Annotated in this window: 22 protein-coding genes; 14 read left to right on the plus strand and 8 right to left on the minus strand. The window is 70.8% G+C overall.

Annotated features, from left to right (window positions below):
• Positions 1–194, minus strand: a 194-nt coding sequence (locus H505_RS51770) for a transposase family protein (RefSeq protein ID WP_026403341.1), incomplete at its 3' end; no start/stop codon positions are given.
• A 279-nt stretch (positions 195–473) separates the two neighbouring features.
• On the opposite strand from H505_RS51770, the gene H505_RS0119615 reads away from it, so the two are divergent.
• Complete coding sequence (locus H505_RS0119615; RefSeq protein ID WP_157433061.1) at positions 474–692, plus strand: hypothetical protein; 219 nt, start codon at positions 474–476, stop codon at positions 690–692.
• Positions 693–867: 175 nt separating this feature from the next.
• Here H505_RS0119615 and H505_RS0119620 read toward each other — a convergent pair whose 3' ends face one another.
• Both H505_RS0119620 and H505_RS0119625 read right to left on the minus strand, forming a co-directional pair.
• On the minus strand, positions 868–1,704 hold the full coding sequence (locus H505_RS0119620) for an MBL fold metallo-hydrolase (protein WP_026403343.1): 837 nt from the start codon (positions 1,702–1,704) through the stop codon (positions 868–870).
• A gap of 419 nt (positions 1,705–2,123) precedes the next feature.
• Positions 2,124–2,396, minus strand: coding sequence for a recombinase family protein (locus tag H505_RS0119625; protein ID WP_026403344.1), 273 nt, complete (start codon positions 2,394–2,396; stop codon positions 2,124–2,126).
• Positions 2,397–2,845: 449 nt separating this feature from the next.
• Here H505_RS0119625 and H505_RS0119630 point away from each other — a divergent pair, with 449 nt between their 5' ends.
• The 4 genes from H505_RS0119630 (at position 2,846) to H505_RS0119645 (ending at position 6,821) form a co-directional block, all read left to right on the plus strand.
• Positions 2,846–3,760, plus strand: a complete 915-nt coding sequence (locus tag H505_RS0119630; protein ID WP_026403345.1) for an ABC transporter ATP-binding protein — start codon at positions 2,846–2,848, stop codon at positions 3,758–3,760.
• Positions 3,757–4,581, plus strand: a complete 825-nt coding sequence (locus H505_RS0119635; RefSeq protein ID WP_051300905.1) for an ABC transporter permease — start codon at positions 3,757–3,759, stop codon at positions 4,579–4,581. Before H505_RS0119630 ends, H505_RS0119635 begins: the two co-directional genes overlap by 4 nt.
• A 63-nt stretch (positions 4,582–4,644) precedes the next feature.
• Positions 4,645–5,355 carry a response regulator transcription factor gene (locus H505_RS0119640; protein WP_026403347.1) on the plus strand — a complete coding sequence of 237 codons (711 nt, stop codon included), beginning with the start codon at positions 4,645–4,647 and terminating at the stop codon, positions 5,353–5,355.
• Positions 5,356–5,360: 5 nt separating this feature from the next.
• Positions 5,361–6,821: a sensor histidine kinase gene (locus H505_RS0119645; RefSeq protein WP_034518812.1), complete on the plus strand. Its 1,461-nt coding sequence runs from the start codon at positions 5,361–5,363 to the stop codon at positions 6,819–6,821.
• Between the two features lie 225 nt (positions 6,822–7,046).
• On the opposite strand, the gene H505_RS0119650 is transcribed toward H505_RS0119645, so the two are convergent.
• Positions 7,047–7,442, minus strand: a complete 396-nt coding sequence (locus H505_RS0119650; RefSeq protein WP_026403349.1) for a winged helix-turn-helix transcriptional regulator — start codon at positions 7,440–7,442, stop codon at positions 7,047–7,049.
• A 120-nt stretch (positions 7,443–7,562) separates the two neighbouring features.
• On the opposite strand from H505_RS0119650, the gene H505_RS0119655 reads away from it, so the two are divergent.
• A complete protein-coding gene (locus H505_RS0119655) occupies positions 7,563–8,408 on the plus strand; it encodes an enoyl-CoA hydratase/isomerase family protein (RefSeq protein WP_026403350.1) in 846 nt (281 codons plus the stop codon).
• 100 nt (positions 8,409–8,508) lie between these two features.
• On the opposite strand, the gene H505_RS0119660 is transcribed toward H505_RS0119655, so the two are convergent.
• Positions 8,509–9,228 (minus strand): TetR/AcrR family transcriptional regulator, encoded by a 720-nt coding sequence (locus tag H505_RS0119660; protein ID WP_026403351.1) that lies wholly within the window; start codon positions 9,226–9,228, stop codon positions 8,509–8,511.
• Positions 9,229–9,314: 86 nt separating this feature from the next.
• Here H505_RS0119660 and H505_RS0119665 point away from each other — a divergent pair, with 86 nt between their 5' ends.
• The 4 genes from H505_RS0119665 (at position 9,315) to H505_RS0119680 (ending at position 14,318) form a co-directional block, all read left to right on the plus strand.
• On the plus strand, positions 9,315–10,466 hold the full coding sequence (locus tag H505_RS0119665) for a PQQ-dependent sugar dehydrogenase (RefSeq protein ID WP_064743675.1): 1,152 nt from the start codon (positions 9,315–9,317) through the stop codon (positions 10,464–10,466).
• Positions 10,467–10,675: 209 nt separating this feature from the next.
• Positions 10,676–11,158 (plus strand): (2Fe-2S)-binding protein, encoded by a 483-nt coding sequence (locus H505_RS43055; protein ID WP_245592582.1) that lies wholly within the window; start codon positions 10,676–10,678, stop codon positions 11,156–11,158.
• Positions 11,155–12,138, plus strand: coding sequence for an FAD binding domain-containing protein (locus tag H505_RS0119675; protein ID WP_026403354.1), 984 nt, complete (start codon positions 11,155–11,157; stop codon positions 12,136–12,138). The genes H505_RS43055 and H505_RS0119675 overlap by 4 nt, the downstream gene beginning before the upstream one ends.
• Positions 12,135–14,318 carry a xanthine dehydrogenase family protein molybdopterin-binding subunit gene (locus tag H505_RS0119680; RefSeq protein WP_026403355.1) on the plus strand — a complete coding sequence of 728 codons (2,184 nt, stop codon included), beginning with the start codon at positions 12,135–12,137 and terminating at the stop codon, positions 14,316–14,318. The genes H505_RS0119675 and H505_RS0119680 overlap by 4 nt, the downstream gene beginning before the upstream one ends.
• 356 nt (positions 14,319–14,674) lie before the next feature.
• On the opposite strand, the gene H505_RS0119685 is transcribed toward H505_RS0119680, so the two are convergent.
• The 3 genes from H505_RS0119685 to H505_RS0119695 form a co-directional block, all read right to left on the minus strand.
• A complete protein-coding gene (locus H505_RS0119685) occupies positions 14,675–15,679 on the minus strand; it encodes a LacI family DNA-binding transcriptional regulator (protein WP_026403356.1) in 1,005 nt (334 codons plus the stop codon).
• A gap of 102 nt (positions 15,680–15,781) precedes the next feature.
• A complete protein-coding gene (locus H505_RS43060; protein ID WP_125620617.1) occupies positions 15,782–16,408 on the minus strand; it encodes a TetR/AcrR family transcriptional regulator in 627 nt (208 codons plus the stop codon).
• A gap of 132 nt (positions 16,409–16,540) precedes the next feature.
• Positions 16,541–17,998: an MFS transporter gene (locus H505_RS0119695; protein WP_026403357.1), complete on the minus strand. Its 1,458-nt coding sequence runs from the start codon at positions 17,996–17,998 to the stop codon at positions 16,541–16,543.
• A gap of 374 nt (positions 17,999–18,372) precedes the next feature.
• On the opposite strand from H505_RS0119695, the gene H505_RS0119700 reads away from it, so the two are divergent.
• The 4 genes from H505_RS0119700 to H505_RS0119715 all read left to right on the plus strand — a co-directional run bounded on the left by H505_RS0119700 (position 18,373) and on the right by H505_RS0119715 (position 25,569).
• Positions 18,373–19,659: an MFS transporter gene (locus tag H505_RS0119700; protein WP_051300907.1), complete on the plus strand. Its 1,287-nt coding sequence runs from the start codon at positions 18,373–18,375 to the stop codon at positions 19,657–19,659.
• A 66-nt stretch (positions 19,660–19,725) separates the two neighbouring features.
• The gene (locus H505_RS0119705; RefSeq protein ID WP_026403359.1) at positions 19,726–22,476 is read left to right on the plus strand and encodes an alpha-L-rhamnosidase; all 2,751 of its coding nucleotides are present in this window, start codon (positions 19,726–19,728) and stop codon (positions 22,474–22,476) included.
• A 19-nt stretch (positions 22,477–22,495) separates the two neighbouring features.
• Positions 22,496–23,266: an SDR family NAD(P)-dependent oxidoreductase gene (locus H505_RS0119710; RefSeq protein ID WP_026403360.1), complete on the plus strand. Its 771-nt coding sequence runs from the start codon at positions 22,496–22,498 to the stop codon at positions 23,264–23,266.
• A gap of 53 nt (positions 23,267–23,319) precedes the next feature.
• Entirely contained in the window at positions 23,320–25,569 is a 2,250-nt protein-coding gene (locus H505_RS0119715) for a glycoside hydrolase family 3 C-terminal domain-containing protein (protein WP_026403361.1), read from the plus strand.
• The last annotated feature ends 23 nt before the right edge of the window (positions 25,570–25,592 follow it).

Genomic DNA, 25,592 nt, shown 5'->3' on the forward strand with positions numbered 1-25,592 from the left:
CCGACGCCGAACTCGGCGCCGAGCTGCGCGAACGTTTCGCCCTTCTTCAAGTACGCCAGCGTCATCAGCGCCTGCATGCCCGCCGTCAGTGCCCGGCCCTTGCTGCCGGCCTGCTTGCGGTGGCGGCCGACGACCCCGGTCACGTACTGCAGCGTCTGACGCGACAACGGCAGCGAAGAACGGTAGAAAAGCATGTGAAGCCTCTGGTGGGATCGGGCGGTGGTGAGAGACCACCCGTCCTACCAGGGGTTCTTTACGTTCCGGGGCCCGCCACACCGCCCGCGATCATGATGTGATCACCCCCCGCAGGACGCTGCTGGAAAAGGTTCAGTGGGTGGGACCGCGTTGGCTACCACGTCGAGAAGGTCGGCGTAAAACTGCACTTCGACGTAAACTCGCGGCTGGCGGCCGTCGCCAGCGATATGCGGACCGGTCCTCAGGTAACGCTGGACGGCGTCGATTTGGTGGCGCGGGTGCCGTCGGTCATGGAGCGGTGGGTCGAGGACTACGTCACCGCCAAGGGCTTACCTTTCTACTATGGTGGCAACTATTCCCCCGGGTCGCCCGACCTCGGGTTCTACCTACTGGTCCAGCGGGCCGGAGACCGCCTCCTCACCCGCCCTCTCATGTTCAACGAGGTGGTTGCCGACAACAGTGAACTGATTCCCCGCATCGAATGGTCAATCGTCTAAAGACCGTGTCTTGCGCGGTGGGTTTGATTAGGCGCTTGTAGCAGGTAGGGGAAGCGAGATCGAGAAGGGCCAGGTAGCTGCGGGCGTTGCGTTCGTAGCGCGGGGACAGGATCCAGTAGCCGGTCAGCCAGGAGATGGCGCGCGCAATCCAGCTGACGGTGGTAGTTCCCGGTTGCTAGCGGGGTGCCCCGTCGCGCTCGTCTCTTTGGGTGAGGCGCTGGAGTTGCCCTTCGTGCACGTCGCTCACCCACTCCCAGCCGGGCTTGGCCGATGGACCGACCCGTGGGTCGGCGGGGTCTTGGCCGTTCCGCAACGCCAGTACGTACGCCCGATCCCGGTCGATCCGTTCCTGTACCTGGTCGGCTCCGCCGACGGAACCGTGGCCCGGGACGACGACATCGACGTCGCCCGCCACGCCCTCCAGCAGCCGCAGCGCGGTGAGGTGGTCCTCGATCGGGTTCGCGGTAGCGCCCAGATTGAGCATCGGAACCAGGACATCAGAAAGCATGTCGCCGGCGACGAGAACCCCACGTTCCTCGATCAACAGCGCCGCGTGGCCCGGGGCATGCGCTTGATGCTCAATGATCCGGACTTGAGGGCCCTCCCAAGGAATGTACGTGGTTTCGGCGGGCAGGCCGGTGATGAGGCCGAGTAGTTCCAGCGGTACCTGACCGGCGATTTCCGTTTCGAGTAGGTGATCGGCGATGCGGGCCTTCGCGCCCGAGTCCGACAGTTCCGCTGCGATAGTTGCTGCGCAGCGCGCCGTGCCGTAACGGGGAGCTGCGCCGAGGCGGGTGTGCCAGAGCAGGTGATCCCAATCCGGATGCGTGGAAAACCCTGCCACAACGGACTCGCCCAACTCGCGAAGGTCGTTCGCCAGGCAGTCGAGCTCGGAGCCGGTCACCCCGGGGTCGATGAGCAAAACACCGGACCGACCCTGCACCACAACGGCGTTGCTCTGCACGAACTCGCTCTCGTGGACCAGCACACCCTCCGCGACCTGCCTCAGCACGAGCAGCCGCCGTCCGGCCCGACGGTGCGGCCGCCAGGCGAGACGCTCATCGAACGCGAAACGCTGCGCATCAAAAGACCTCCTTGGTCACGGGTACGACACTAAGACCACCGGACACCGCAGAACTCATCGCGACCCCACGGGAAAGACCCGGAACCACATCCAGCCGGATACCGACGAGACCGGTACCCGAGAGCGCCGACGTCCCGAGCAGGCCCAGGGGCGGTGAAGTCGATGTCCTTCAGCATCGGGTCGGGGACGAGTGCCTCGATCGACGTCACTCACGTGGGCCCTTCCCAGGCCGTCGCCCCTTCGGACTTACTGAATCTGCCTTTCCTGCTGGGGCGCTGAATCCGGCTGGTTGGCGAGGTGCTCTCGGCGGTAATGAGAGTCCTGTGGACGACGCCCGCCCGAGACCTTCACGCCGGCTGCGATGGTGCGGATGGACTCGCCGCGCCCGCGGCGGGCGAGGATGGCGGCGCGTTCGTCGGCGTCCACTCCTGGTTGACGTCCGCCGACCAGGGCCACGGGCGCGGGCGGGCCGCCGTCAGGCTGGGCCGGTCCTCGATGGCGTGCTTGCCGCTGATCTTTTCCTCGAACACCCGGATGCAGTCCACTGCGGCAAGGGCGTCGTGCTGCCGGTCAGTGTTCTGCTTGTCGGTGCTGACGCGGACCATGCTGGCCAGGGCCACCCGAACCCGACCACGGCTTCCAAGCCTGTTACCGCACCAAACGCGCGACCCCTGGAACGAGAGAAGGGATGGACCTGGATCCCTTGTCCTCGTTAAATGACTTCACCCTGCCCTGGTGTTGGACCGGGCCACCCCGATCACGGTGCCGACGGTCGCGGCGGCGTCTCCGCAGTGCTGCAAGTACGTGTGAGTGGCACCGGCCGATCAGCCAACTCCGCCTGCGCACCGAGCCGCGACCTACGGGCTGGAGCCGATCGTGGTCCGGTGGCGACGACGGGCGACGCCGTCCACACGATGCGCGGTCTCTGGGTGTTTGCTGTGAAAAGAGCCGGTGCGGCGTGGGTGGATGGGCGGTGTGCCTCCCGGTAGTCGGGTGTCGCGGGCCGGGCTCACATGGTTCTCCCAGGAGTACTCAGAAACCGGCCATATCGCCCAATCATGATCTGGCCATGACAGGAATCGAGATACAGGGGCTGACCAAGCGCTACGGGGCCGACACCGTGGTGGACGACGTGTCGTTCACCGTCGAGCCCGGACAGGTGACCGGGTTCCTCGGGCCGAACGGCGCCGGCAAGTCGACGACGATGAGGATGATCATGGGTCTGGCCGCTCCCACCCGGGGGTCGGTCACCATCGGCGGGCGCCGCTACCGCGACCTGCCCGTGCCGCTGACCGAGGTGGGGGCGCTGCTGGACGCGGGGGCCGTCCACGGTGGCCGGAAGGCGTACGACCACCTGCTGGCGCTGGCCGCCGGCAACGGCCTTCCCCGGCGCCGGGTGGACGAGGTGCTGGCCAGTACCGGAATCGAGAGTGCGGCCGGGAAGCGGGCCGGGGGCTTCTCGCTCGGCATGCGGCAGCGGCTCGGCATCGCGGCGGCGCTGCTCGGCGACCCGCGGGTGTTGATTTTCGACGAGCCGGTGAACGGGCTCGACCCCGAGGGGATCCGCTGGGTCCGGGACTTCATGCGTTCGCTCGCCCGCGAGGGAAGGGCGGTGCTGGTGTCCAGCCACCTCATGAGCGAGATGGCGCAGACCGCCGACCACCTGGTCGTCATCGGCCGCGGCCGGCTCATCGCCGACACCGGCATGAGCGCGTTCCTGCGTGCCAACGGGGAGGGCACCGTGCTCGTCCGCACGCCCGATCCGGGTTCCTTCGCGGTCCAGTTGACCGCGGCCGGCGCCACCGTGCGGGAAGGGCCGGAAGCCTCGCTGGTCGTGTCCGGCATGACCGGTGAAGAGATCGGCAGGCTCGCCGCCTACCACGGCGTCGTGCTCGGCGAGCTCGCGCCGCAGCGGCCCTCGCTGGAGGACGCCTTCATGGAACTGACCAAGGACAGCATCGAGTACCAGGGAGCATCGGCATGAGCTCGCCCGCGACGACGACCGTCGGCACGCCCGCCACCGGGCACAGGGTGGGCTTCACCCACTCCCTGCGCGCCGAGTGGATCAAGCTGCGCAGCCTCCGCTCCACCTGGTACACGCTGGCCTTCCTCTTCCTGGTCGGGCCCGGCATCACCTTCCTCGCCATGAGCTCCGCGGGTGAGGGGTACTCGGCGCTGACGGCCGAGGAAAAGCGGTCGTGGGATCCGGTCGGCCTCAGCCTGAGGTCGTTCATCGTCGCCCAACTGATCGTCAGCGTGCTGGGCATCCTGGTCGTCACCTCCGAGTTCGCGACCGGCCTGATGCAAACGTCGCTGGCCGCCACGCCCCGCAGGCACCGGCTGCTGGCCGCCAAGACGGTGGTGGCCGCCGCGCTGGCGTGGGCGGCGGGCCAGTTGCTGATGCTCGCCTCGCTCCTCCTCGGCCAGTCCCTTCTGGCGGCGCAGGACGTGCCGTACGCGAAGCTCGGCGATCCGGGTGTGCTGTCCGCGGTGGCGGGCGGGGGGCTCTATCTCGCGGCGATCGCGCTGCTCGCGGTCGGCCTCGGCACGATCATGCGGGCCACGGCGGGAGCGCTGGCCAGCCTGGTGGGGGTCGTGCTGCTGGTGCCGGCCCTCGCGGAAATGTTCCCCTCCTGGCTCCAGGGCCTCTTCGACTTCTGGCCGACCCTGGGCGGAGCCGCGGTGCTCGCCGGCGTCCCGGATCCCGAGTACCCGCACCCCTGGCTGAACCTGTTCGGGATGTTCCTCGGGGCGGCCGCCGTCCTGGCCGTCGCGTTCGCCGTTTTCCGGCGCCGGGACGTGTGACGATTTACCAGGGTTCGGGTGCCAAGCGTCCATATCCTGGCTGACATGGGAGGGGCGGGGGCGATGACATCCAGGGGCGGTGACGAGCGGCTGCTGGTAGTAGATGACGAGGACACCGTCCGTGAGTTGCTCTCGGCGACGCTGCGTTTCGCGGGTTTCCAGGTGACCTCCGCGGCGGACGCCGCCGAGGCGGTCGCCGCGGCCACCGCGGAGCCTCCCGATCTGGTGCTGCTCGACGTCATGCTGCCGGACATGGACGGCTTCGAGGTGGTCCGGCGGCTGCGCGAACTGAGCCTCCCGGGCCGGGTCGGGCCGGTCCCGGTCCTGTTCCTCACCGCGCGTGATCAGCAGGCCGACAAGGTCACCGGGCTGTCCCTGGGGGCCGACGACTACGTGACCAAGCCGTTCGACCTGGAGGAACTGATCGCCAGGATCCGCGCGATCCTCCGCCGCACCACCGGTCACCAGGCGGACGTCCTGCGGGTGGGCGAGCTCGCGCTGGACGTGGAGGGGCACCAGGTGACGCGGGCGGGGCGGCCCGTCCGCGTCTCTCCCACCGAGCTGCGGTTGTTGCGCTTCCTGATGGAGAACGCCGGGCGCGTGGTGTCCAAGGCGCAGATCCTCGATCGGGTGTGGCACTACGACTTCGGCGGCGACGCCAGCATTGTCGACACCTACATCTCGTATCTGCGGCGCAAGGTCGACACCGGGGAACCCAAGCTCATCCATACCGTCCACGGCGTGGGCTACGTGCTCCGCGAGTCCCGGAGGTGAGGGATGTGCTCAGCCGGTTCTCGCTGCGGGCCAGGCTGCTGCTGCTCACCGCGTGCCTGCTGCTGGCAGGACTGACCCTCGTCAGCGCGGTCGTCTCCGACCACCTGGAGCGCTACCAGCTCGGCCGGATCGACGGCCAACTGCGCTCGCTGACCGCGATCATCGCCCGCCTGCCGTCCACCGGTCCGTCCCCGGCCGGAAACCTCCGCGACCGCAGCGACCTCCTCGACCCCGCGCTCGACCTGGTCGGCGCCCCCTACCTGGTGTACCTGGACCCGAACGGCGCGGTGGTGTGGGGCGCCCGCTCCACCAGGCTGGGCACCGCCGCCCTGCCGCCACCCGGCGAGCTGCGCGCGATCCCCACCAACGGAACGGACGTGACCCTGCGGGCCGCCGACGGCTCGGGGCGCTGGCGCGCCGTCGCCCGCCCGACCGCCGGATGGGACGGGACGGTGATCGCCTCCGCGCCCCTCACGGAGGCCGACGCCACCATCGCCAGGCTCCGGACCAGCAGCCTGGTCAGCGGTGCGGCGCTGCTCGTCCTGCTGACGGCGGTCGGCTGGTTCGCCCTCGGCCGGGGCCTGCGCCCGCTGCGCCGGATCGAGCACACGGCCGCCGCGATCGCCGGTGGCGACCTCACCCGGCGCGTGCCCGGGATCGCCCCGCCGAGCACGGAGATCGGGCACCTCGCGGCGTCCCTCAACACCATGCTCGGCCAGCTCGAACAGGCCTTCGCCGACCGGGCCGCGTACGAGGCCCGGATGCGCGCCTTCGTCTCGGACGTCAGTCACGAGCTGCGCACCCCGCTCTTCGTCATCAAGGGCTCGACCGACCTCTACCGGATGGGCGGGCTGCCCGGCCGCGCCGACGTCGACGAGGCGATGCGGCGCATCGACCGCGAGGCCGCGAGGCTCACCGCCCTCACCGAGGACCTGCTGCTTCTCGCCAGGCTGGACGAGGCGCCGGAAGGGCAGCTCGACCGTGCCCCGATGGACCTGCGCACCCTGGCCAACGACGCCCGGCACGACCTTCGCGCCCTGGACCCGTCCCGTCCGGTCGACCTCACCGGGCCGGGCGGCACCGGGACGCCCGGCCCGGCCCCCGTCCACGCCGACGAGTCCCGGCTACGGCAGGTCGTCACCAACCTCGTCGGCAACGCCGCCGCCCACACCCCGCCGGGCACCCCCGTCCGTATCGGGGTCGGCACGGTGAACGGTCAAGCCGTGTTGGAGGTCGCCGACGAGGGCCCGGGAATGACGTCCGAGCAGGCCGATCGAGTCTTCGACCGCTTCTACCGTACCGACCGCTCCCGAACCCACGCGGACGGCGCCAACGCCGGACTCGGCCTGCCCATCGCCCGCTCCCTGGCCCGAGCCCACGGCGGCGATGTCGAACTGGAGACCACCTTGGGCGAGGGTGCCCGCTTCCGCCTGACACTGCCACTTCTGGACGCTCAGCAGGCGTAGCCTGCCACCAGGTCGCCCGGTGCACCGTCGAGCGGTGGTCGGCGCACCGACGGTGCCGCGCCGCCTTGTCGGTACAGGCCGGTCTCAGGTTCTCCGTCACTGATTCTTCGACGTAGTGATTCTGTCAACCCTCGCATCGTGGTCGGCATGGGATTACGCGGAGAGCAACTCAAACACCACTCCGCTGGATGTGACCCGCATGAGGTTGAGCCGCTGGTCGTGGTGTCAGCGCGGGGCTCGCTGGTCGTAGTCGCGCTGACGCGCTTGGATTTCGGAGGCGTTCGCGACGGTCCAGTCGTAGAGGTGGGCGAACGGCTCGCGCAGGGATTCGCCGAGGGAGGTCAGCGAGTATTCGACACCCACCGGCGAGGTCGGCAGCACGCGGCGTTCGATCATGCCGTTGCGTTCGAGGCGGCGCAAGGTCTGCGTGAGGACGCGTTGCGTGATGCCGTCGAGGCGGCGCTTGATCTCGTTGAATCGGCGTGGTTCGACCAGGACCGCCATCACCATCATCGACCACTTGTCGGCGATCTGATCGAGGATCGGCCGGCTCGGACAGTCGGACCGGAACACGATGTCGTGCTCGGCGATGGTCCGGTAGACGGCCTCGGAAGTCGCCATAGCGGTATCCTCCACGATCCCTAGGATGCCTGAAGTGCGTTATTGACGCAGGTCAGAGACAGTTTCACAGTAGGTATACAGCAGGAACCAGAGTCCTGCCAGATACCTAGGAGAAAAGCCATGGGCCACGACGCGTACCAGACCTTGCGGGTCAGCCGGAAGGACGGAGTCGCGCACGTCACGATCGACAACCCGCCGGTCAACGTCCTCAGCGTCGCGGTCATGACCGATGTGCGGCGGCTGCTCACCGCGCTGGCCGGCGACGACGGCGTACGCGTGATCGTGTTCGGCAGTGCGGACCCTGACTTCTTCCTCGCCCACGTCGACATGACCGCCACCCCGGACGCCCTCGCCGAACTCATGGCCGACCTGCCGGACGGCGTCAACGTCTTCCAGGCCGTCGGGGAGCAGCTACGCCGCCAGCCTCAGGTGACCATCGTCAAGCTCGCGGGCAAGGCGCGCGGCGGCGGTGCCGAGTTCGTCGTGGCCGCGGACATGGCCTTCGCGGCGATCGACAAGGCCGGGCTCGGCCAGGTCGAAGCCCTCATGGGCATCGTCCCCGGCGGCGGCGCTACGCAGTACCTCAGCGAGCGCGTCGGCCGAAACCGTGCCTTGGAAATCGTGCTCGGTGCCGACCTGATGGACGCCGAGACCGCCGAGCGGTACGGCTGGATCAACCGAGCCGTCCCCGCCGACCAGCTCGACGAGTTCGTCGACCGCCTCGCCGGTAACATCGCCGCGCTGCCCGACGGCGTCGTCGCCGCAGCCAAGCGCACCATCGTCCCCCACGATCATGCTGATGGCCTGGCGCGGGAAAACGATGCTTGGGCCGGGCTCGTATTCCGCCCCACCACGGCACAGCTCATGGGCGCCGGGCTGGCCAACGGTGCCCAGACCCGGGACGGCGAACAGGACCTCGAGGGTCTGTTCCGCAATCTCGCCGGGCAGATGAATAAGCGCCTGTGACAAGCCGAATACCTTGTCGGTGGCGGGCGACCGGGTCAAGATGCCAGTGCAGCGCAACGGTGTCGGTTGACCCGCCGGCACCGGTAAAGGCCCCGGCGGTCTACGTCGGGATCCGTTGCGCGTCGGCGGGTCCGGATGCGGCCGCGGCGCGGTCGAGCAGCTCGGTCAGGAGCGCGCGCTCACCGGGGGAGTAGAGGCCGGTGTCGTCCATGACCGCTTTCAGGGCCACGGCGCGCCAGGCGAGGTCGGGCGGGCTGCTCGCGGCGGCTGTGGTGATCGCCGCGAGGACCGCTTCGCGCAGCCGGTCCGCGAGGGCGGGATCGCGTTCCTCGGGCGGCGTCGCGATGAGGTTCATCGTGACGCCGACGCAGGCGGAGTGCATCATGCTGACCGCCGTGTCGACGCCGACGACGAGGCGGCCGGCCTCCGCGATGCGTTCGACGAGCATGTGGAGCCGCGCCACGCCCTGTTCGGCGGCGGGGTGCCGGTGCCCGGGGTTGGGCTGGGCGTACATCAGCAGGTAGTGCGCCGGATTGTCCAGGCCGAACCGGACGTGCAGATCCCACCCGCCGCGCAGGTCGTCGACCGGATCGTCGGACAGCTCCTGGGCCTGTTTGCCCGCGAGGTAGCGCTCGAAGCCGTCCGCGGCGACGGCTTCGAGCAGCCCGTTCATGTCGGAGAACTGGCGGTACAGGGTGGGGGACTGCACCCCCGCGGCCGCGCTGACGGCGCGGGTGGTCACGGCTTCGCGGCCCTGCTCGTAGAGCAGCCGGGTCGCCGCGTCGATGATCCGCCGGCGGACCTCACCTCGTTCGCTCACGTAGCGATGCTAACAGAATTGTGTTGCCAACGGTTGCGTTGGCGTTGATAGTTGTTTAGCGTTAGCGATGACAACTAGGAGTGGTCATGAACAGATCGGTACCGACGCGGATCGTCATCGCGGCGTTCCTGGCCGGGGCCTTGGTGCTCGGCGTGGTCGCGTGCGGCTCCGGCACAGACGCAAGAGACGCCGCCGTCCGCCCGGCGGCGTCCAGCACGGGCGACTCGTCGACGCTGCGCGACCGCACCGAACTGGTGAGGGGGCTGGAGGCGCCCTGGGGGCTTGCGTTCCTTCCTGACCGCTCGGCGCTGGTTTCCCTGCGGCTGTCCGGACGGATCGTCCGCGTACCGGCGGACGGCGGCGAGGCGCAGACCGTGGGCACGGTCCCCGGCGTCCGGACCAGTTCGGAGGGCGGGCTGCTCGGGCTGGCCGCCTCGCCCCGGTTCGCGTCGGACCGCACCGTGTTCGCCTACGTGTCCAGTTCACCCACCAACCGCGTGGTCGCGCTCCGGATCGCCGAGGACTACCGGTCCCTCGGCCAGACCCGCGTCCTGCTGGACGGCATCCAGACCGCCGACCGGCACCACGGCGGCCGGCTCCGCATCGGCCCCGACGGCAACCTGTGGATCGGGACGGGCGACGCGTTCGAGCCCGAGAACGCCGCCGACGACAGCTCGCTGAGCGGCAAGATCCTTCGGATTCGCCCGGACGGGTCGATCCCTCGCGACAACCCGTCCGGCACCGCCGTCTACTCCAGTGGACATCGCAACGTCCAGGGCATCACCTTCGCACCGGACGGCACCATGTACGCGTCCGAACTCGGCCACCGCACCTGGGACGAGGTGAACGTCCTCCGCCCCGGGCGGGACTACGGCTGGCCCGAGACCGAGGGCGTCGAGGGTGACACCGGGGAACGGCCGATCGCCACCATCCATCCCGACGAGGCGTCCCCCTCCGGAGTCGCCTACGCGCGCGTCTCGCTGTGGATCGGCGCGCTCGGCGGGCAGCGCCTCTGGCAACTGCCAGTCGAGGGCCGGCGCGCGACCGGACGGCCGATCCCGCACCTGGTCGAGACGTATGGACGAATCCGCACGGTCGAGGCGGCACCGGACGGGTCCCTGTGGATCATGTCGTCCAACACCGACCGCGCCACCTGGGGCGGCACCGACGCGCGCCCCGGCGACGACCGCATCATCCGGATCCAACTCCCCGCACAGAGCCGAGGAGGAGCGCGATGAGCAGCCACGGCGACCGGTTCACCTCCGAACCCGATGTCACACCCGAACGGAAAACGGAGTTCCTCCCCGAATCCACTCGCCGGACGGTGCTCAAAGCCATGGCGGCGACGGCGGCGGGAACGGCCGCGGTCGGGACGGGTGCGGCCGCCGCCCCGGCGGCCGCGGCCGAAACGGCAACGGCCGGGGCCGCCACCGCACCCGCCCAGTCCATCGCCGCCGGGTCGTCGGTGGAAATCTCGCTGAAGATCAACGGGCAAGCGCGCAAGGTCACCTTGGAACCGAGGGTGACGCTGCTCGACGCGTTGCGTGAACGCCTCGGCTTGACCGGCACCAAGAAAGGCTGCGACCGGGGTGAATGCGGAGCGTGCACGGTGCTGGTCGATGGTGAGCGGGTCAAATCCTGCCTGACCCTGGCGGTGATGCAACGCGACGCCGAGGTCACCACGATCGAGGGGCTCGCGGACGGCGACGACCTGCACCCGGTGCAGGAGGCGTTCATCGAGCACGACGCGTTCCAGTGCGGCGCCTGCACTCCCGGTCAGATCATGTCCGCCGTCGCCTGTATCAACGAGGGCCGTACGGGTTCGGAGACGGAGATCCGCGAGTGGATGAGCGGCAACCTGTGCCGCTGCGCGGCATACCAGAACATCGTCGCCGCCGTCGGTGCGGCCGCCAAGGAGGTACGGCGGTGAGGGCCTTCGGATACACGGCCGCGGGCAGCCCGGCCGAGGCGGTGCGGATCGCCGCCGCCACGCCCGGTTCTACATTCGTGGCGGGCGGCACCGACCTGCTGAACCTGATGCGGGACGGTGCGGAGGCCCACGACCACCTCATCGACCTCAACGCTCTCGACCTCGACGGCGTCGATCTCGCCCCCGGGACGCTGCGCGTCGGGGCGCTGGCCAGGATGCGGCAGGTCGCCGAACACCCCGCAGTGCGCCGGGAGTTTCCCGTCCTGTCGGAGGCACTGCTGGCCTCGGCGTCCCCGCAAGTCCGCAACATGGCCGCGATCGGTGGAAACCTGCTGCAGCGCACCCGGTGCGGGTACTTCCGGGACGCCGGCTCGGCGTGCAACAAGCGGACCCCGGGCAGCGGTTGCCCGGCGCTCACCGGACACAACCGGGGACACGCGATCCTCGGCGGCAGCGACCACTGCATCGCCGCACACGCTTCGGACATGGCGGTGGCACTGACCGCGCTGGACGCGTCCGTGCACCTGCTCGGCCCCGGCGGCGAACGGGACGTCCCGATCGGCGACTTCTTCCTCCTTCCCGGATCGGCGCCCACCCGGGAGACCGCGATGCGCCCGGGCGAACTGATCACCCGGCTGGACGTGCCGCGCACGCCCCTGGCCGCGCGTTCGCGCTACCTGAAGCTGCGCGACCGCGCCACCTTCGAGTTCGCGGTGGTGTCGGTGGCGGCCTCGCTGCGCACCAGGGGCCGCGCGGTCGAGGACGTACGGCTGGCGTTCGGCGGGGTGGGAACGCGTCCGTGGCGCGACGTCCGCGTCGAGGCGGTTTTGCGCGGCCGTCCTCTCACCGCGGCGTCGATCACCGAGGCGGGACGCGTCCTGGTTCGGGACGCGCGCCCGCGCGAAGGGAACAGGTTCAAGGTCGAACTCGTCCAGCGGGCGCTGGAGAGCGTCCTCGGCGAGCTGGGAGGGGTCCGATGACCGAGCTGGTCGGCCGGGGCGTTGAGCGGGTCGATGGCCGCGCGAAGGTCACCGGCGCCGCCCGCTATGCCGCGGACAACGAGGTGGCCAACCCGCTGCACGGATTCCTGGTGATGAGCACCATCGCCCGGGGCGAGGTCACGCAGATCGACACCGGGGCGGCACTGGCGCATCCGGGTGTCGTTCAGGTCTTCACGCACACCACCATGCCGCGGTTCAGGACGGTGCCGGGCTTCCCCTACAACAGGACGTTCATTCCGATCCAGGACGCGCGGATCCACCACAGCGGGCAGCCGGTCGCCTATGTCGTGGCCGAGACCCTGGAGCAGGCACAGGAGGCCGCCACCCTGGTGAAGATCCGCTACCGGACGGAAAAACCCACCGCACGACTGGAGGACGCGATCGACGAAGCGTTCCTGCCGGACGCTTTCCGCGAGCGGCCCAACGAGGTCGAGCACGGTGACGCCGAAGCGGCGTTCGCGCAGGCCGACGTTCGGATCCAGCAGACCTACACCAGCCCGATGCAACACCACCACCCGATCGAACCGCACACCACCACCGCCGTCTGGGGCGACGGCGGCCTCACGCTGTACGAAAGCGCGCAGGGCGTGATGCTCACCCGGATAGCGGTGACGAACGCCTTCAGGGATGCCGATGGCAACGCTCCCGATATCCGGATCATCTCGCCCTACCTGGGCGGCGGCTTCGGCGCCAAGGGACCCACCTATCCGCACACGCTGCTCACCGCCGCGGTGGCGCGGGAGCTCGGCCGCCCCGTGAAGCTCGTGCTGTCGCGCGCGCAGATGTTCACGTCCACTGGTCACCGCGCCGAGTACCGCCACCGCATCCGGCTCGGCGCCACGCGGCGCGGCGAGCTGACCGCCCTCGTCGACACCTCGACGGCACAGGTGACCCGCACCGACGAGCGCGTCTTCAACGCCAGCGACTCCGCCCTCAACCTCTACACCTGCCCGAACATCCACGTGCGACAGATGGGCGTGCGGCTGGACCTGCCTACCTCCAGCTACATGCGCTCACCGGAGACCACCGCGCACTTCGGCCTGGAGACCGCGCTGGACGAACTGAGCTACGAGCTCGGCATCGACCCCGTGGAACTGCGGACACGCAACCACCGCACCGTCATCAACCCCAACACTGGCGAGCCCTACGAGAAGCACCTGCTGGAGTGTTACCGGGTGGCCGCCGAGGCGTTCGGCTGGTCGCGCCGCAACCCCGAGCCGGGGGCGACCAGGGACGGCGACGAGTACGTCGGCTGGGGCATGGCCACCGAGACCCACACCTACTCGGCGAACCCGTCCCAGGCGCAGATCGTGATCGGCGTGAACGGGCGGGCGACCGTCCGGGCCGCCACCCAGGACATCGGCACCGGCACCTACACCGTGCTCACCCAGGTCGCCGCCGACGGGCTCGGCATGCCGCTCGGCCACGTCACCACGCTGCTCGGCGACACCGCCTTTCCCAACGCGTCCCTGTCGGCGGCGTCGGCCACGATGGCCAGCGTGGCCGGGCCGGTCTCCGATGGCGCGGAGCAGGCACGCAAGGCCGTGATCGAGCTCGCCGTCGCCGACCCGCGCTCCCGGCTGCACGGCGTGCCCGCCGAGAACGTCATCGTCGAAAACGGCCACCTGTTCGCGCGCGGCGACCGCCGCCGGAGGGACAGCTACCACGCCGTCATGGCTCGCCATGGCGGCGAGATCCGGGTGCTCGGCAGCAAACCCAACACCGGCGGGCACACGTTCGGCGCGGTGTTCCTGGAGGTCCGGATCCGACCACGACTCGGCAGCATCCGCGTGAGCCGGGTCGTGACCGCCTACGACCTGGGACGGGTCCTCAACCGCCGGACCGCGCACGGCCAGGTCATGGGCGGCGTCACCTGGGGCATCGGCTTCGCGCTGCTCGAGCAAACGATGGTGGACCCGAACACGGCGCGCGTGGCCGACCCCAGCCTGTCCGGCTATCTGGTGCCGGTGAACGCCGACACGCCCAAGCTGGAGGTCATGTTCGTGGACCGCCCCATCGGCGACAGCGAGGCACTGGGCGCCCGAGGCTTCGGCGAGACACCGGGGACGGGTGTACCCGCGGCCATCGGCAACGCGATCTACCACGCCACCGGACGCCGCCTCCGCGACGTCCCCTTCACCCGGGACAAACTCCTCTGACCGCAGGCCCCGGCGCAAGCCGACCCTGGGCAACGCGGCTCGGCCCGGGGCAGGAACCGATTGATCCAGCCAAAACGGTCGTGGAAGAACCTCGCGAACGTCGAACGCGCACCGCCGACTGGGGCGTCTGGTTCAACCACCGGTTCTGAACAGCACGATCGACGACATCCCACCCGCCGAACACCATTCCCGACCGGCGGCTGGAGTCAGCCACAGGCCCTTGCTGTTGTCGGCGGCCCCGATGCGGCAAGTGATCTACAACGTAAAGGGGACCGGTTGGGTCACAAACCTTCGAGGGCGGCTGCCCACCTTGTCGTCTCGGGACGCTAGGTCATCTGCACCGGGTCGGGGCTGGGTCAAGTTGATCGGCGTTCGATGACGTGGACGCTGGGGCGGAGGGTGGAGAAGTCTTCGGGTTCGCCGTCGAGGGAGCGTTGCAGGGCGTGGGCGAGGTCGGCTCCGAGGGAGCCGCTGTCGAGGGCGACGGTGGTCAGGGGAGGCACGGCGAAGGTCGCGGCGGCGATGTCGTCGGAGCCGATGACCGCGAGGTCGTCCGGGGCTGAGAGATCGATGGCGCGCATTCCTGCGAGGAGGGCGAGTGCGACCTCGTCGTTGTAGGCGCAGACGGCGGTCGGAGGGGCGGCGGCGTTGCGCCATTGCGACACCGTTCGTGCGGCCTGGTCGGCGTCGAGGGGGACGGGGGCGGCGAGCGGGGGTGCCAGGTCGGCGGCTGCGCATGCTCGTGTGACGCCGTCGAGACGGCTGTTGGCCAGTTCGGCGAGTCGGGGGTCGTCGGGGAGGGCGTAGGCGATCTGTCGGTGGCCTCGGGTGATGAGGTGTTCTGCCTGCATGCGGCCGACGCCGCTGCTCCAGGGGGTGTCGGCGAGGCCGTTGTCTTGGGGCGGCTGGGGGAGGACCAGGCCGACGCCCGCTCGTCGCATGGCGTCCTGTTCCTGTCGGGTGAAGGGTTGCATGCCGAAGACGGCTGCGGGGGCGAGGGCGGTGTTCAGTGCGGCCAGCCGTTCCGGCCCGCCGAGGTGGATGTGGGTGACCAGGGTGAGGCCGGCCTCGGTGAGTACCCCGGCGGCGGAGTCGATGAGCCGGTTCATGGCCGGGCCCTGCGGCCAGGGGGGAAGGACGAACAGGACGATGTCGCTCCTGCCGCTGCGCAGTGTCCGGGCGGGAGCGTACGGGACGTAGCCGAGGCGGGCGGCGGCCTGCAGTACGCGTTCCCGGGTCGCCGGGGGGATCGACTGGTTCGGCTTGTCGTTGAGGACGAAGCTCACCGTCGCGCGGGACAGGCCGCTTTCCCGCGCCACGTCGGCGCTGGTGACCCTGCGTGATGGCTTCTTCGCTGACACCGTCGCTCCCGCCGTCGGAACCTCGTCGTGCTGCAAGCAACCGATGTTAGCCGTCGGTTACACGTGTAGGTCCTTGCGCAGGGGCGTTCGAGGGGTGAGCTCTCAGGGGGTCACCATGAGCCGGGTGAGTCGGCGGAGGTGGCGGCGGAAGCGCTGCAGGGTCTCGGGGTCGTCGGGCGGCCTGCGGCGGCTGGAGGCGTCGGGGTAGCCGCTCAGCATGTAGGCGTGGACCGACCAGACGAGGGTCCACATGTGCGCTTCAGGGTCGAGTTCCGGCTTGATGACCCGGGTGAAGAGTTCGAAGCCCGTCTGCTGTGCGGGCGCGCCGATCTCTTCCTCCAGCCCGGTGATGTCGCTGGCGTCGGACATCCAGCGGTGGAACCACAGCCTCGGCACTTCGGGGTTCTCCAGGCACAGCCGCAGGTAGCGGTCGATCATCCGGAACAGCCCCTCGGCATCGGGTGCGAAGTCTTCGCCGACCTCCTCCAGATACTCGTCGATCTGCCGGGCGACCTCCTCGAACGCCGACAGGTACAGGCCGTGTCGTCCTCCGTGGCGGTCGGTCACCGTGTCCACGGTGACGTCGGCGGCGTCGGCGATCATCTGCGTGGACACCGCGTCGTAGCCGAGTTCGGCGAACAGATGGGTCGCCGTGGTCCGTACCCGCTCGTCTGCTTCCTCGCTTCGGCCGTCGGGCCCGGGACCGGCGCGCTCATCTCCGTCTGCCATCTGGATCACCACCAGGTCATCCGGCTGAAGGACCAGTTCGTTCCACGCTACCTGCCTCGATGCGGCCTCCTGGGAGGACGTCCGGTGGGGCCGCTCGGCCCGCGCCCTGGGCGGGCGCGGACCGGGCGGCGGTCAGCGTGCGGCCTCGCCCGTTTCGGTCTCCTCCAGGCGCTTCAGCTTGGGGACCAGCGCGACGGCGAGGAGGCCGGCGACCGCGAAGCCGGCGGCCAGCCGGAAGGCGTTGGTGAAACCGGCGTCCAAGTAGAACTGGGTGCCATGCACGACTCTGCCGTCCCGGGCCATCATGACGAAGAACAGTTGTGTCACGACGGTGAGGAGCGTGCCCTGAAGCATGTTCTGAAGACCGTTGGCGCGTGCCTGCTCGGCCGGGGACACCACCTCGATGACCATGACCGGGACGAGCGCGACGATCATGCCGAGGCCGATCGCCGACACGATGCCGACCGTCATCAGCTGCGGCACGGTGTGGTGGAAGTGCGCCGTCAGCCCGTAGCCGACGGCGGCGAACAGGGCGGCGGACGCCAGGAGGTATCTGCTGTCCACGCGACGGGCGAGCCACCCTGTCGCGACCGCCGTCAGGATGATCACGACGCTGGCCGGTGCGCCGATCCACGCGAGCTTGGTGGCGCTGAACCCCAGCCCGTCGGAAACCGCGGGGATCTTCGGCATCAGCCCGAGCAGTTGGCTGATCGTCCCGGCCGACAGGACGGTGCCGGCGAGCAGTGCCGTCGCCAGGAAGACCGACCAGACGCGGCGGCGGGACAGCATCGAGAGCTCGTAAAGAGGGTGTGCGACGCGGCCCTCGACGACGACGAAGGCGATGATCGCCACCGCTCCGCCGATGACGGAGGCCAGGAACCCGGCGCTGGACCAGCCCCAGTCGCTTCCCCTGCCGACGCCGTAGACGATGGCGGAGACACCGCCGCCGAGGAGCAGTCCGCCGGCCCAGTCCATCGGTGTGCGCTCCTGCCGGACCGGGCTCTCCGGGACGACGGTCAGCAGGAGGACCAGGCTCGCCGCGGACGCCGCGGCGAGGAACCACATGGCGCTGCGCCAGCCGTGGCCGTCCAGGAGCCAGCCGGACAGGAAGGGCCCGAACAGCGCGACGAGGCCGACTCCGCCGCCGATCAGCCCGCTGGCGGGGCCGACGAGGCGCGGCGGGAACACGTCCCGGGCGATGGCGAACACCAGAGCCGCGATCGGCGCGTAGAACCCGGCCACGCCGCGGCCGAGCAGAAGGACGGCGAAGTTCGGCGCGAGGGCCGAGACCAGGTCGCCGATCACGCCGAGGACGGTGAGGACGATCATGACGCGCCTCTTGCCGAACAGATCGGCGGCCCTCATCACGAAGGGGGTGAGGAACGCTCCGATCAGTGAGCTGACCAGCACGAACCAGGCGATCTGCGTCGTGTGGAAGTGGACGGCGATCTGGGATTGGGCGTTGCCGGCCAGCAGGCCCGTGACCGACAGCAGTTGGGCAGGCCATATCAGGGCCACCAGCAGGAGTAGGTAGCGCCCGGTGAAGCCGTTGTGCTCTGCCCCGGGCCGTGAGGCGGCGGTCGAGGTCATGGGGGTGGTCCTCTTTCGGAGGTGGGAGGAAAGGGTGACTCAGGACGGACGTCGCCCAGCAGCTGACACGTGTAAGTGCAGAGTGGTCTGGGAGTGCCGGCTGCGGGGGAGAAGCCCTCGACGTCGAGGATCACTTACACGTGTAACTTCGAGTGCAGGGCAACGTAACAGCGGGGGAGTGTCGTGGCAAGGGTCTGGATGCGGGGTCGAGGACCCGTCGTCGTCCCATGGCCTCCGAGATGTCGGCCGGTCGCCGGTGAGTCGGCTCTTGCCGCGGTGTGAGCTCGGCTGTTAACGTCCTCGCAGCGTTAGTAACACGTGTAAGTAACTCGAGCGGCGGTCCGCTCGCTTCCGAAGCCACCCCGGAGAACGTGTTGTCCGAACCTGTTCCCCTGCCGTCCGTCGCGACGCACGAGACGTCCGCGTCCCCGGACGGGCCGAGCCGTGTCGGCGGCGGGTTCGTCGCGGTCTACGTCGTGGCGTACCTCGCCGTGTACATCGCGGTCATGACACCGGTGCTGGCGTCTCTCGCCATTCGCCTCGAGCAGATCGACCCCGATGGCAAGGAGGCGGCTCTCGGCCTGGTGGTCGGGGTGGGGACCCTCGTCGGGCTCGTGTCCGGTCTGGTCTTCGGGGTGCTCAGCGACAACACCGCCTCCCGGATGGGGCGCCGCCGTCCCTGGATGCTGGCCGGCATGCCGGTGCTGGTCGCCGGTGCGCTGCTCATTGCGGCGTTCGGGTCGGTGGCCGGGGTCCTGGCGGGCTACGTGGTCATGCACCTGGGCCTGAGCATGATCATGTCGCCGCTGACGGCGATCCTGCCGGACCAGGTGCCCGAGGAGCAGCGCGGGAAGGTCGGCGGGCTGATCGGGTTCACCGCGCAGATCGCCGGGGTGGCCGGGTTCCAGTTCGCGGGCGCCCTCAGCGGCTCGACGACGCTGCTCTTCCTGGTGCCGGTACTGGTGGCCTGCGGCGGAGTGCTGGTGCTCGTCGTGCGGATGCCCGACCCGCGGCTTCCGAAGGACGCGCGCCGGTCCGGCGACCTGGCCGGGCTCGCCCGCAGCCTCGTGTTCGACCCGCGGCGCCACCCCGACTTCGGGTGGGCCTTCGTGGGGCGGTTCCTGATCCAGTTCAGCCTGATGGTCCTGTCGACGTACCAGCTGTACTTCCTGACCGATCACCTGGGATACGCGCTGGACGACGTGACCGGGCTGCTCGCGATCACCGGCGGGGCCGGGCTGGTGATGACCACGGCGGGGGCGGTCGCGAGCGGTTTCCTCTCCGACCGGCTGAGGCGCCGGAAGCCGTTCATCTACGCGGCGGCCGGTCTCTTCACGGTCGGTTTCCTGGTCGTGGCCTCGGCCTCCTCGTTCGCCGGCGTGCTCGTCGGCTCGCTGTTCATCCTCTTCGGAGCCGGGGTGTTCGGGGCCGTGGACCTGGCGCTGGCGGCGGACGTCCTGCCCGACCGGGAGCGGGAGGCGGGCAGGTTCATGAGCATCTTCCACATCGCCAGCGCGCTTCCCCAGTCGGCGGCGCCGGTGGTGGCGCCGCTCGTCCTGGCGCTGGGAGGCGGTGGGAACTATCCGCTGCTGTTCGTGTTCGCGGCGGGGGTCGCGCTCCTCGGCGGACTGAGCGTCCGGCCGATCAAGGGGGTTCGCTAGCGTGCTACTTACACGTGCTAGTAACCGTGCGCGCTTCGGCCGAATCTTGATGAGGGGGACCATTCGATGACAGCACACGTCGGCACCATCCGTTTCGAGCATCTGCGCGAGCCGCTGGGCGTCGGGACGCCGCGTCCGCGCGTGTCGTGGATCGTCGAGGCAGGCGGGGACGGGTGGACGCAGAGCGCGTACGAGATCGAGGCGCGCGGCGAACGGGTCCGGGTCGATTCCGGTGAGTCGGTGCTGGTGGCGTGGCCGTTCGCGCCGCTGGCGTCGCGCGAGCGGGTCGCGGTGCGGGTGCGCGTCCAGGGGCCGGACGGTTGGTCGCCGTGGAGCGGCGGGGCGCACGTCGAGGCCGGGCTGCTGAAGCCGGACGACTGGTCGGCGCGGTTCGTCGGCCCCGGTGAGGGCTCGCTGGTCCGCGGCGAGTTCGAGGTGCGCGGCCCGGTGCGGTCGGCGCGGCTGTACGCGACGGCCCTCGGGGTCTACGAGGCGGAGCTGAACGGGACGGTCGTCGGCGATCACGTGCTCGCCCCGGGCTGGACGGCCTACGGCCATCGGCTGCGCTACCAGACGTTCGACGTCACCGGGCTGCTGCGGGAAGGCGCCAACTGCCTCGGGGCCGTGCTCGGCGACGGCTGGTACCGGGGACGGCTCGGCTTCGAGGGCAAGCGCGCCCTGTACGGCGACCGGCTCGCGTGGCTCGCGCAGCTCGAGGTCGTCTACGAGGACGGGACGGGCGAGCGGTTCGGCACCGACGCGTCCTGGCGGGCGGCGTCCGGCCCGCTGGTGTCGTCGGACCTGTACGACGGCGAGGTCCACGACGCGCGGCTGGAGCGTCCGGGCTGGTCGTCGCCCGGCCACGACACCGGCGGCTGGTCGCGGGTCGAGGTCGTGGAGCGCGACCCGTCCACGCTCGTCGCCCCGACGGGACCGCCGGTGCGCAGGACCGAGGTCCTGGCGCCCGTGGAGACCGGGACGAAGCCGGACGGCACCCGGATCGTCGACTTCGGCCAGAACCTGGTCGGCAGGCTGCGGGTCACCGCGCGCGGCCGGGCCGGGGAGAAGATCGTGCTGCGGCACGCCGAGGTGCTCCAGGACGGCGAATTGTGCACCGCCCCGCTGCGCACGGCCCAGGCGACCGACACCTACGTCCTGCGCGGCGGCGAGGACGAGACGTGGGAGCCGCGCTTCACCTTCCACGGGTTCCGCTACGCCGAGATCAGCGGTCCGGTGCGGGACGTCGCCGCCGTGGTGTGCCACTCGGACCTGGAGCGCACCGGCTGGTTCACCTGCTCCGATCCGCTGGTGGAGCGCCTGCACGAGAACGCCGTCTGGAGCATGCGCGGCAACTTCCTCGACGTGCCCACCGACTGCCCCCAGCGGGACGAGCGCCTCGGCTGGACGGGCGACCTGCAGGTGTTCGCGCCGACGGCGTCGTTCCTGTTCGACAGCGCCGGCCTCCTGACGTCCTGGCTCGCCGACCTGGCCGCCGAGCAGCGGCGGGACGGCCTGGTGCCCTTCATCGTGCCGAACGTGATGGGGGCGACCACGAACGCGGCCGCGGCCTGGGGCGACGCCGCCGTGATCGTGCCCTGGGTGCTGTACCGCCGGTACGGCGACGCGGGCGTCCTCGAGTCGCAGTTCGCCGGAATGCGCGCGTGGGTCGACCACGTCGCGGGGCTGGCCGGGCCGGACGGGCTCTGGAACAGCGGCTTCCAGTTCGGCGACTGGCTGGACCCGACCGCGCCTCCGGAGCGGCCGGAGCAGGCGAAGACCCCGCCCGAGATCGTGGCCACCGCCTACTTCGCGCGGTCGGCCGACCTGCTGTCGCGGGCCGCCGCCGTCCTCGGCCGCGCCGAGGAGGAAGGCCGCTACCGCGCCCTGGCGGACAGGGTCCGCCGGGCGTTCCAGGACGAGTACACCACCGCGTCCGGCCGGCTGCTCAGCGACTCGCCCACGGCGTACGCGCTGGCGCTGGAGTTCGCGCTGCTGCCCGGCTCCGCGCAGCGTCGCCACGCGGCGGCGAGGCTCGTCGAGCTGGTGCGCGGAAGCGGCTACACCATCGCCACCGGGTTCGTCGGGACGCCGCTGATCTGCGACGCCCTCACGGAAGGGGGGCACGTCGACGCGGCCTACCGGCTGCTGATGCAGCGCGAGTGCCCGTCGTGGCTCTACCCCGTCACCATGGGCGCCACGACGATCTGGGAGCGGTGGGACAGCCTCCTGCCGGACGGCACCGTGAACCCCAGCGGCATGACGTCCTTCAACCACTACGCGTTGGGCGCCGTCGCCGACTGGCTGCACCGCACCGTCGCCGGGCTCGCCCCGGCGGCGCCCGGCTACCGGGAGATCGAGATCCGCCCCCGGCCCGGCGGTGGACTGACCCGCGCGGGCGCCCGGCTGCGCACGCCCTACGGCGCCGCCGAGTGCTCCTGGCGGATCGAGAACGGACGCCTCGCCGTGAAGGCCGTCGTCCCCGCGAACGCCACCGCGCACGTCGCCCTGCCGGGCGCCGACCGGTTCACCGTCGGCTCGGGTGCCTACCGCTGGGACGTCCCGTACGCCGCCGACGGGGACGACGCGGCGCCGCTCACTCTGGACAGCACCCTCGCGGAGGTCGCCGACCGGCCCGGCGCGCGGCAGGTCCTCGGCGACGCGATCGTCCGGCGGCTTCCGGAACTCGCCGAGCACGTCGAGGCGGGGCTGGGTGCCGTCCAGCAGAACATGACCGTCCGCGAGGCGATCGCGATGATCCCGGGCGGCGGCGACGAGTTGCCCGCCGACATCGAGGCCGGCTTCGCCCGGCTCGGCTGACCGAGAGAGAAGAGGCATCATGATGCGACTCGCCGACCGACGCGTGCTGATCACGGGGGCGGGCTCCGGCATCGGCCGGGCCACGACGCTGCGGCTGCTCGCCGAAGGCGCCCGCGTGGTGGCGGGCGACATCGCCGAGGACGGGCTGAAGGAGACCGCCGCGCTGGCCGCGGAGGCCGGGACGGCCGACCGGCTCACCGTCACGCCCGTCGACATCGCCGACGAGGCCGCGGTCGGCGCGGCCGTCGCCGCGGCGGTCGAGAGCCTCGGCGGCCTGGACGCCCTGGTCAACACGGCGGGCATGCTGCGCGGCGCGCACACCCACGAATGCTCGCTGGAGCTGTGGAACCGGGTCATCGGGGTGAACCTCACCGGAACCTTCCTGATGACGAGGGCCGCGCTGCCCGCGCTGCTGGAGTCCGGGCGGGGCGTGGTGGTGAACTTCAGCTCCACCTCGGCGTTCTTCGCCCACCCGTTCATGGCGGCCTACTCGGCGAGCAAGGGCGGCATCGCCTCCTTCACCCACAGCCTCGCGCTCGAGTACTCCGAGCAGGGCCTGCGGGCCGTGAACATCGTGCCGGGCGGCATCAGCAGCGGCATCACCGACAACATCGCCGACCTGGTGCCCGCGGACGTCGACTGGAACCTCTTCCTGAAGCTGACCCCGGCGATCGGCGACGGCATGCCCGGCCCGGAGAACGTCGCCGGGGTCGTGGCGATGCTCGTCTCCGACGACGGCGCGTTCGTCACCGGCACCGAGATCCGCATCGACGGCGGCGCCCACCAGTGACCCCGCCGCCCCCGGCGGACCGACCCGCAACCGACATGAAAGGAACCGCGAACGTGCCGCGAACCGACCCCGCCGGCCTCCCGCTGGAGCGGAAGGCCGCCCTGCTGTCAGGGCGCGACTTCTGGAGGACGGAGCCGGTGGACGAGGCGGGCGTCCCCTCGATCGTCCTGTCCGACGGGCCGCACGGCATCCGCCTCCAGAAAGGGGAGGCCGACCACATGGGGGTCCACGCGAGCCTCCCGGCCACGTGCTTCCCGCCCGCCGTCGCCATCGGGTCGAGCTGGGACGTCGAGGCGGCGGCCCGCCTGGGCGCCGCCATCGGCCGCGAGGCCCGGGCGCTGGGCGTCGACGTGGTCCTCGGCCCGGGCGTGAACATCAAGCGCTCGCCGCTGTGCGGCCGCAACTTCGAGTACTACTCCGAGGACCCGCTGCTGTCCGGGGCGCTCGCCGCAGCGCACGTGAACGCCCTGCAGGGTGAGGGGCCGGGGGCGTCGGTGAAGCACTTCGCGGCCAACAACCAGGAGACCGACCGGATGCGCGTCAGCGCGGACGTCGACGAGCGCACCCTGCGCGAGATCTACCTGCCCGCGTTCGAACGCGTCGTCACCGACGCCCGGCCCGCGACGGTCATGTCGTCCTACAACCGGATCAACGGCGTGCCCGCCTCGCAGAACCGGTGGCTGCTCACCGAGGTGCTGCGGGAGGAATGGGGGTTCGACGGGGCCGTGGTCTCCGACTGGGGCGGCGTCTACGACCGGGTCGCCGCGCTGGCCGCCGGGCTCGACCTGCAGATGCCCGGGGACGGCGACGGCGACGCCGCGGTCGTCCGCGCCGTCCGGTCCGGCGACCTGGACGAGGCCGTCGTGGACGCGAGCGCCCGCCGCGTCGCGGACCTGGCAGGCCGCCGCGCACCGGCGACGGGAGTCTTCGACACCGACGCCCACCACGCCCTCGCCCGGGAACTCGCGGCGTCCTGTGCCGTGCTGCTGAAGAACGACGGCGCCGCCCTGCCCATCGGCGCGGACGTGCGGCGCATCGCCGTCATCGGCGAGTTCGCCGCCGCGCCGCGCTACCAGGGCGGCGGCAGCTCCCACATCAACCCGACCCGCGTCGACGCGCCGCTGGAGGCCGTCCAGGCGCTGGCCGCCGACCGCGGTCAGACCGTGACCTACGCGCGCGGGTTCGCGCTCGACGGCGACGGCGACGGGACGGACCTGCGGCGGGAGGCCGTCCGGGCGGCGGAAGAGTCCGACATCGCCGTCGTCTTCCTCGGCCCCGCCAAGGACGCCTCCGAGGGATACGACCGCGCGGACATCGACCTGCCCGCCGAGCAGGTCGAACTCGTCCGCGCCGTGGCGGCCGCCGCCCCGCGGACCGCGGTGGTGCTGTCGAACGGCGGGGTGGTCTCCCTGGAGGGCTTCCACGACGACGTCGACGCGATCCTCGAGGGCTGGCTGCTCGGCCAGGCCGGGGGAGGGGCCGTCGCCGACCTGCTGTTCGGCGTCGCCGTCCCGTCCGGCCGGCTGGCCGAGACGATCCCGCTGCGCCTGCAGGACACCCCGAGCCATCTGAACTTCCCCGGCGAGCAGGGGCACGTCCGGTACGGCGAGGGCGTCATGGTCGGCTACCGGTACTACGAGACGGCCGACCGCGCGGTCCGCTACCCGTTCGGCCACGGCCTGAGCTACGCCACGTTCGCGACCGGCGACATGGACGTCGCCATGACCGGAGAGGACACCGCGACCGTCACCGTGACCGTGACCAATACGGGGGAGCGGGCGGGCGGGCACGTCGTGCAGGTCTACGTCGCCACGACCGCCGGGCCGGTCCGCCGTCCCGCCCGGGAACTGCGCGCCTTCACGAAGGTCTTCCTCGACCCCGGCGAGTCGAGGACGGTCGAGTTCCCGCTCGACCGGCGCGCGTTCGCGTTCTACGACGTCGAACTCGGCCGCTGGGCGGTCGCGCCCGGCGACTACACGGTGCAGATCGGTGAGAACGCGGCCCGCGTCGTCGCCGAACGGACGATCACCCTCACCGGCGACGCGGTCGCCGCGTCCCTGTCCCTGGACTCCCCGGTCGCCGACTGGTTCGGCCACCCGGTCGTCGGCCCGGTCCTCACCCGGACTCTCAGCGCGGGCATGACCGACGAACAGCGACGGGAGTCCGAGAAGCACGCCGACATGCTCGACATGGTCGCCTCGCTGCCGATGCGGCAGTTCCTGGCGTTCGTCAGCGTCCCCGCCGAGGACCTCGAGGCGATGATCGAGCTCAGCGAGCAGGCCCCGGCGTCCGCCCCGGCCTGACGAACCGCCGTGGCCCGCCGAGC

Origin of the sequence: Actinomadura rifamycini DSM 43936, from assembly GCF_000425065.1 — a bacterium.
Lineage (GTDB): Bacteria > Actinomycetota > Actinomycetes > Streptosporangiales > Streptosporangiaceae > Spirillospora > Spirillospora rifamycini.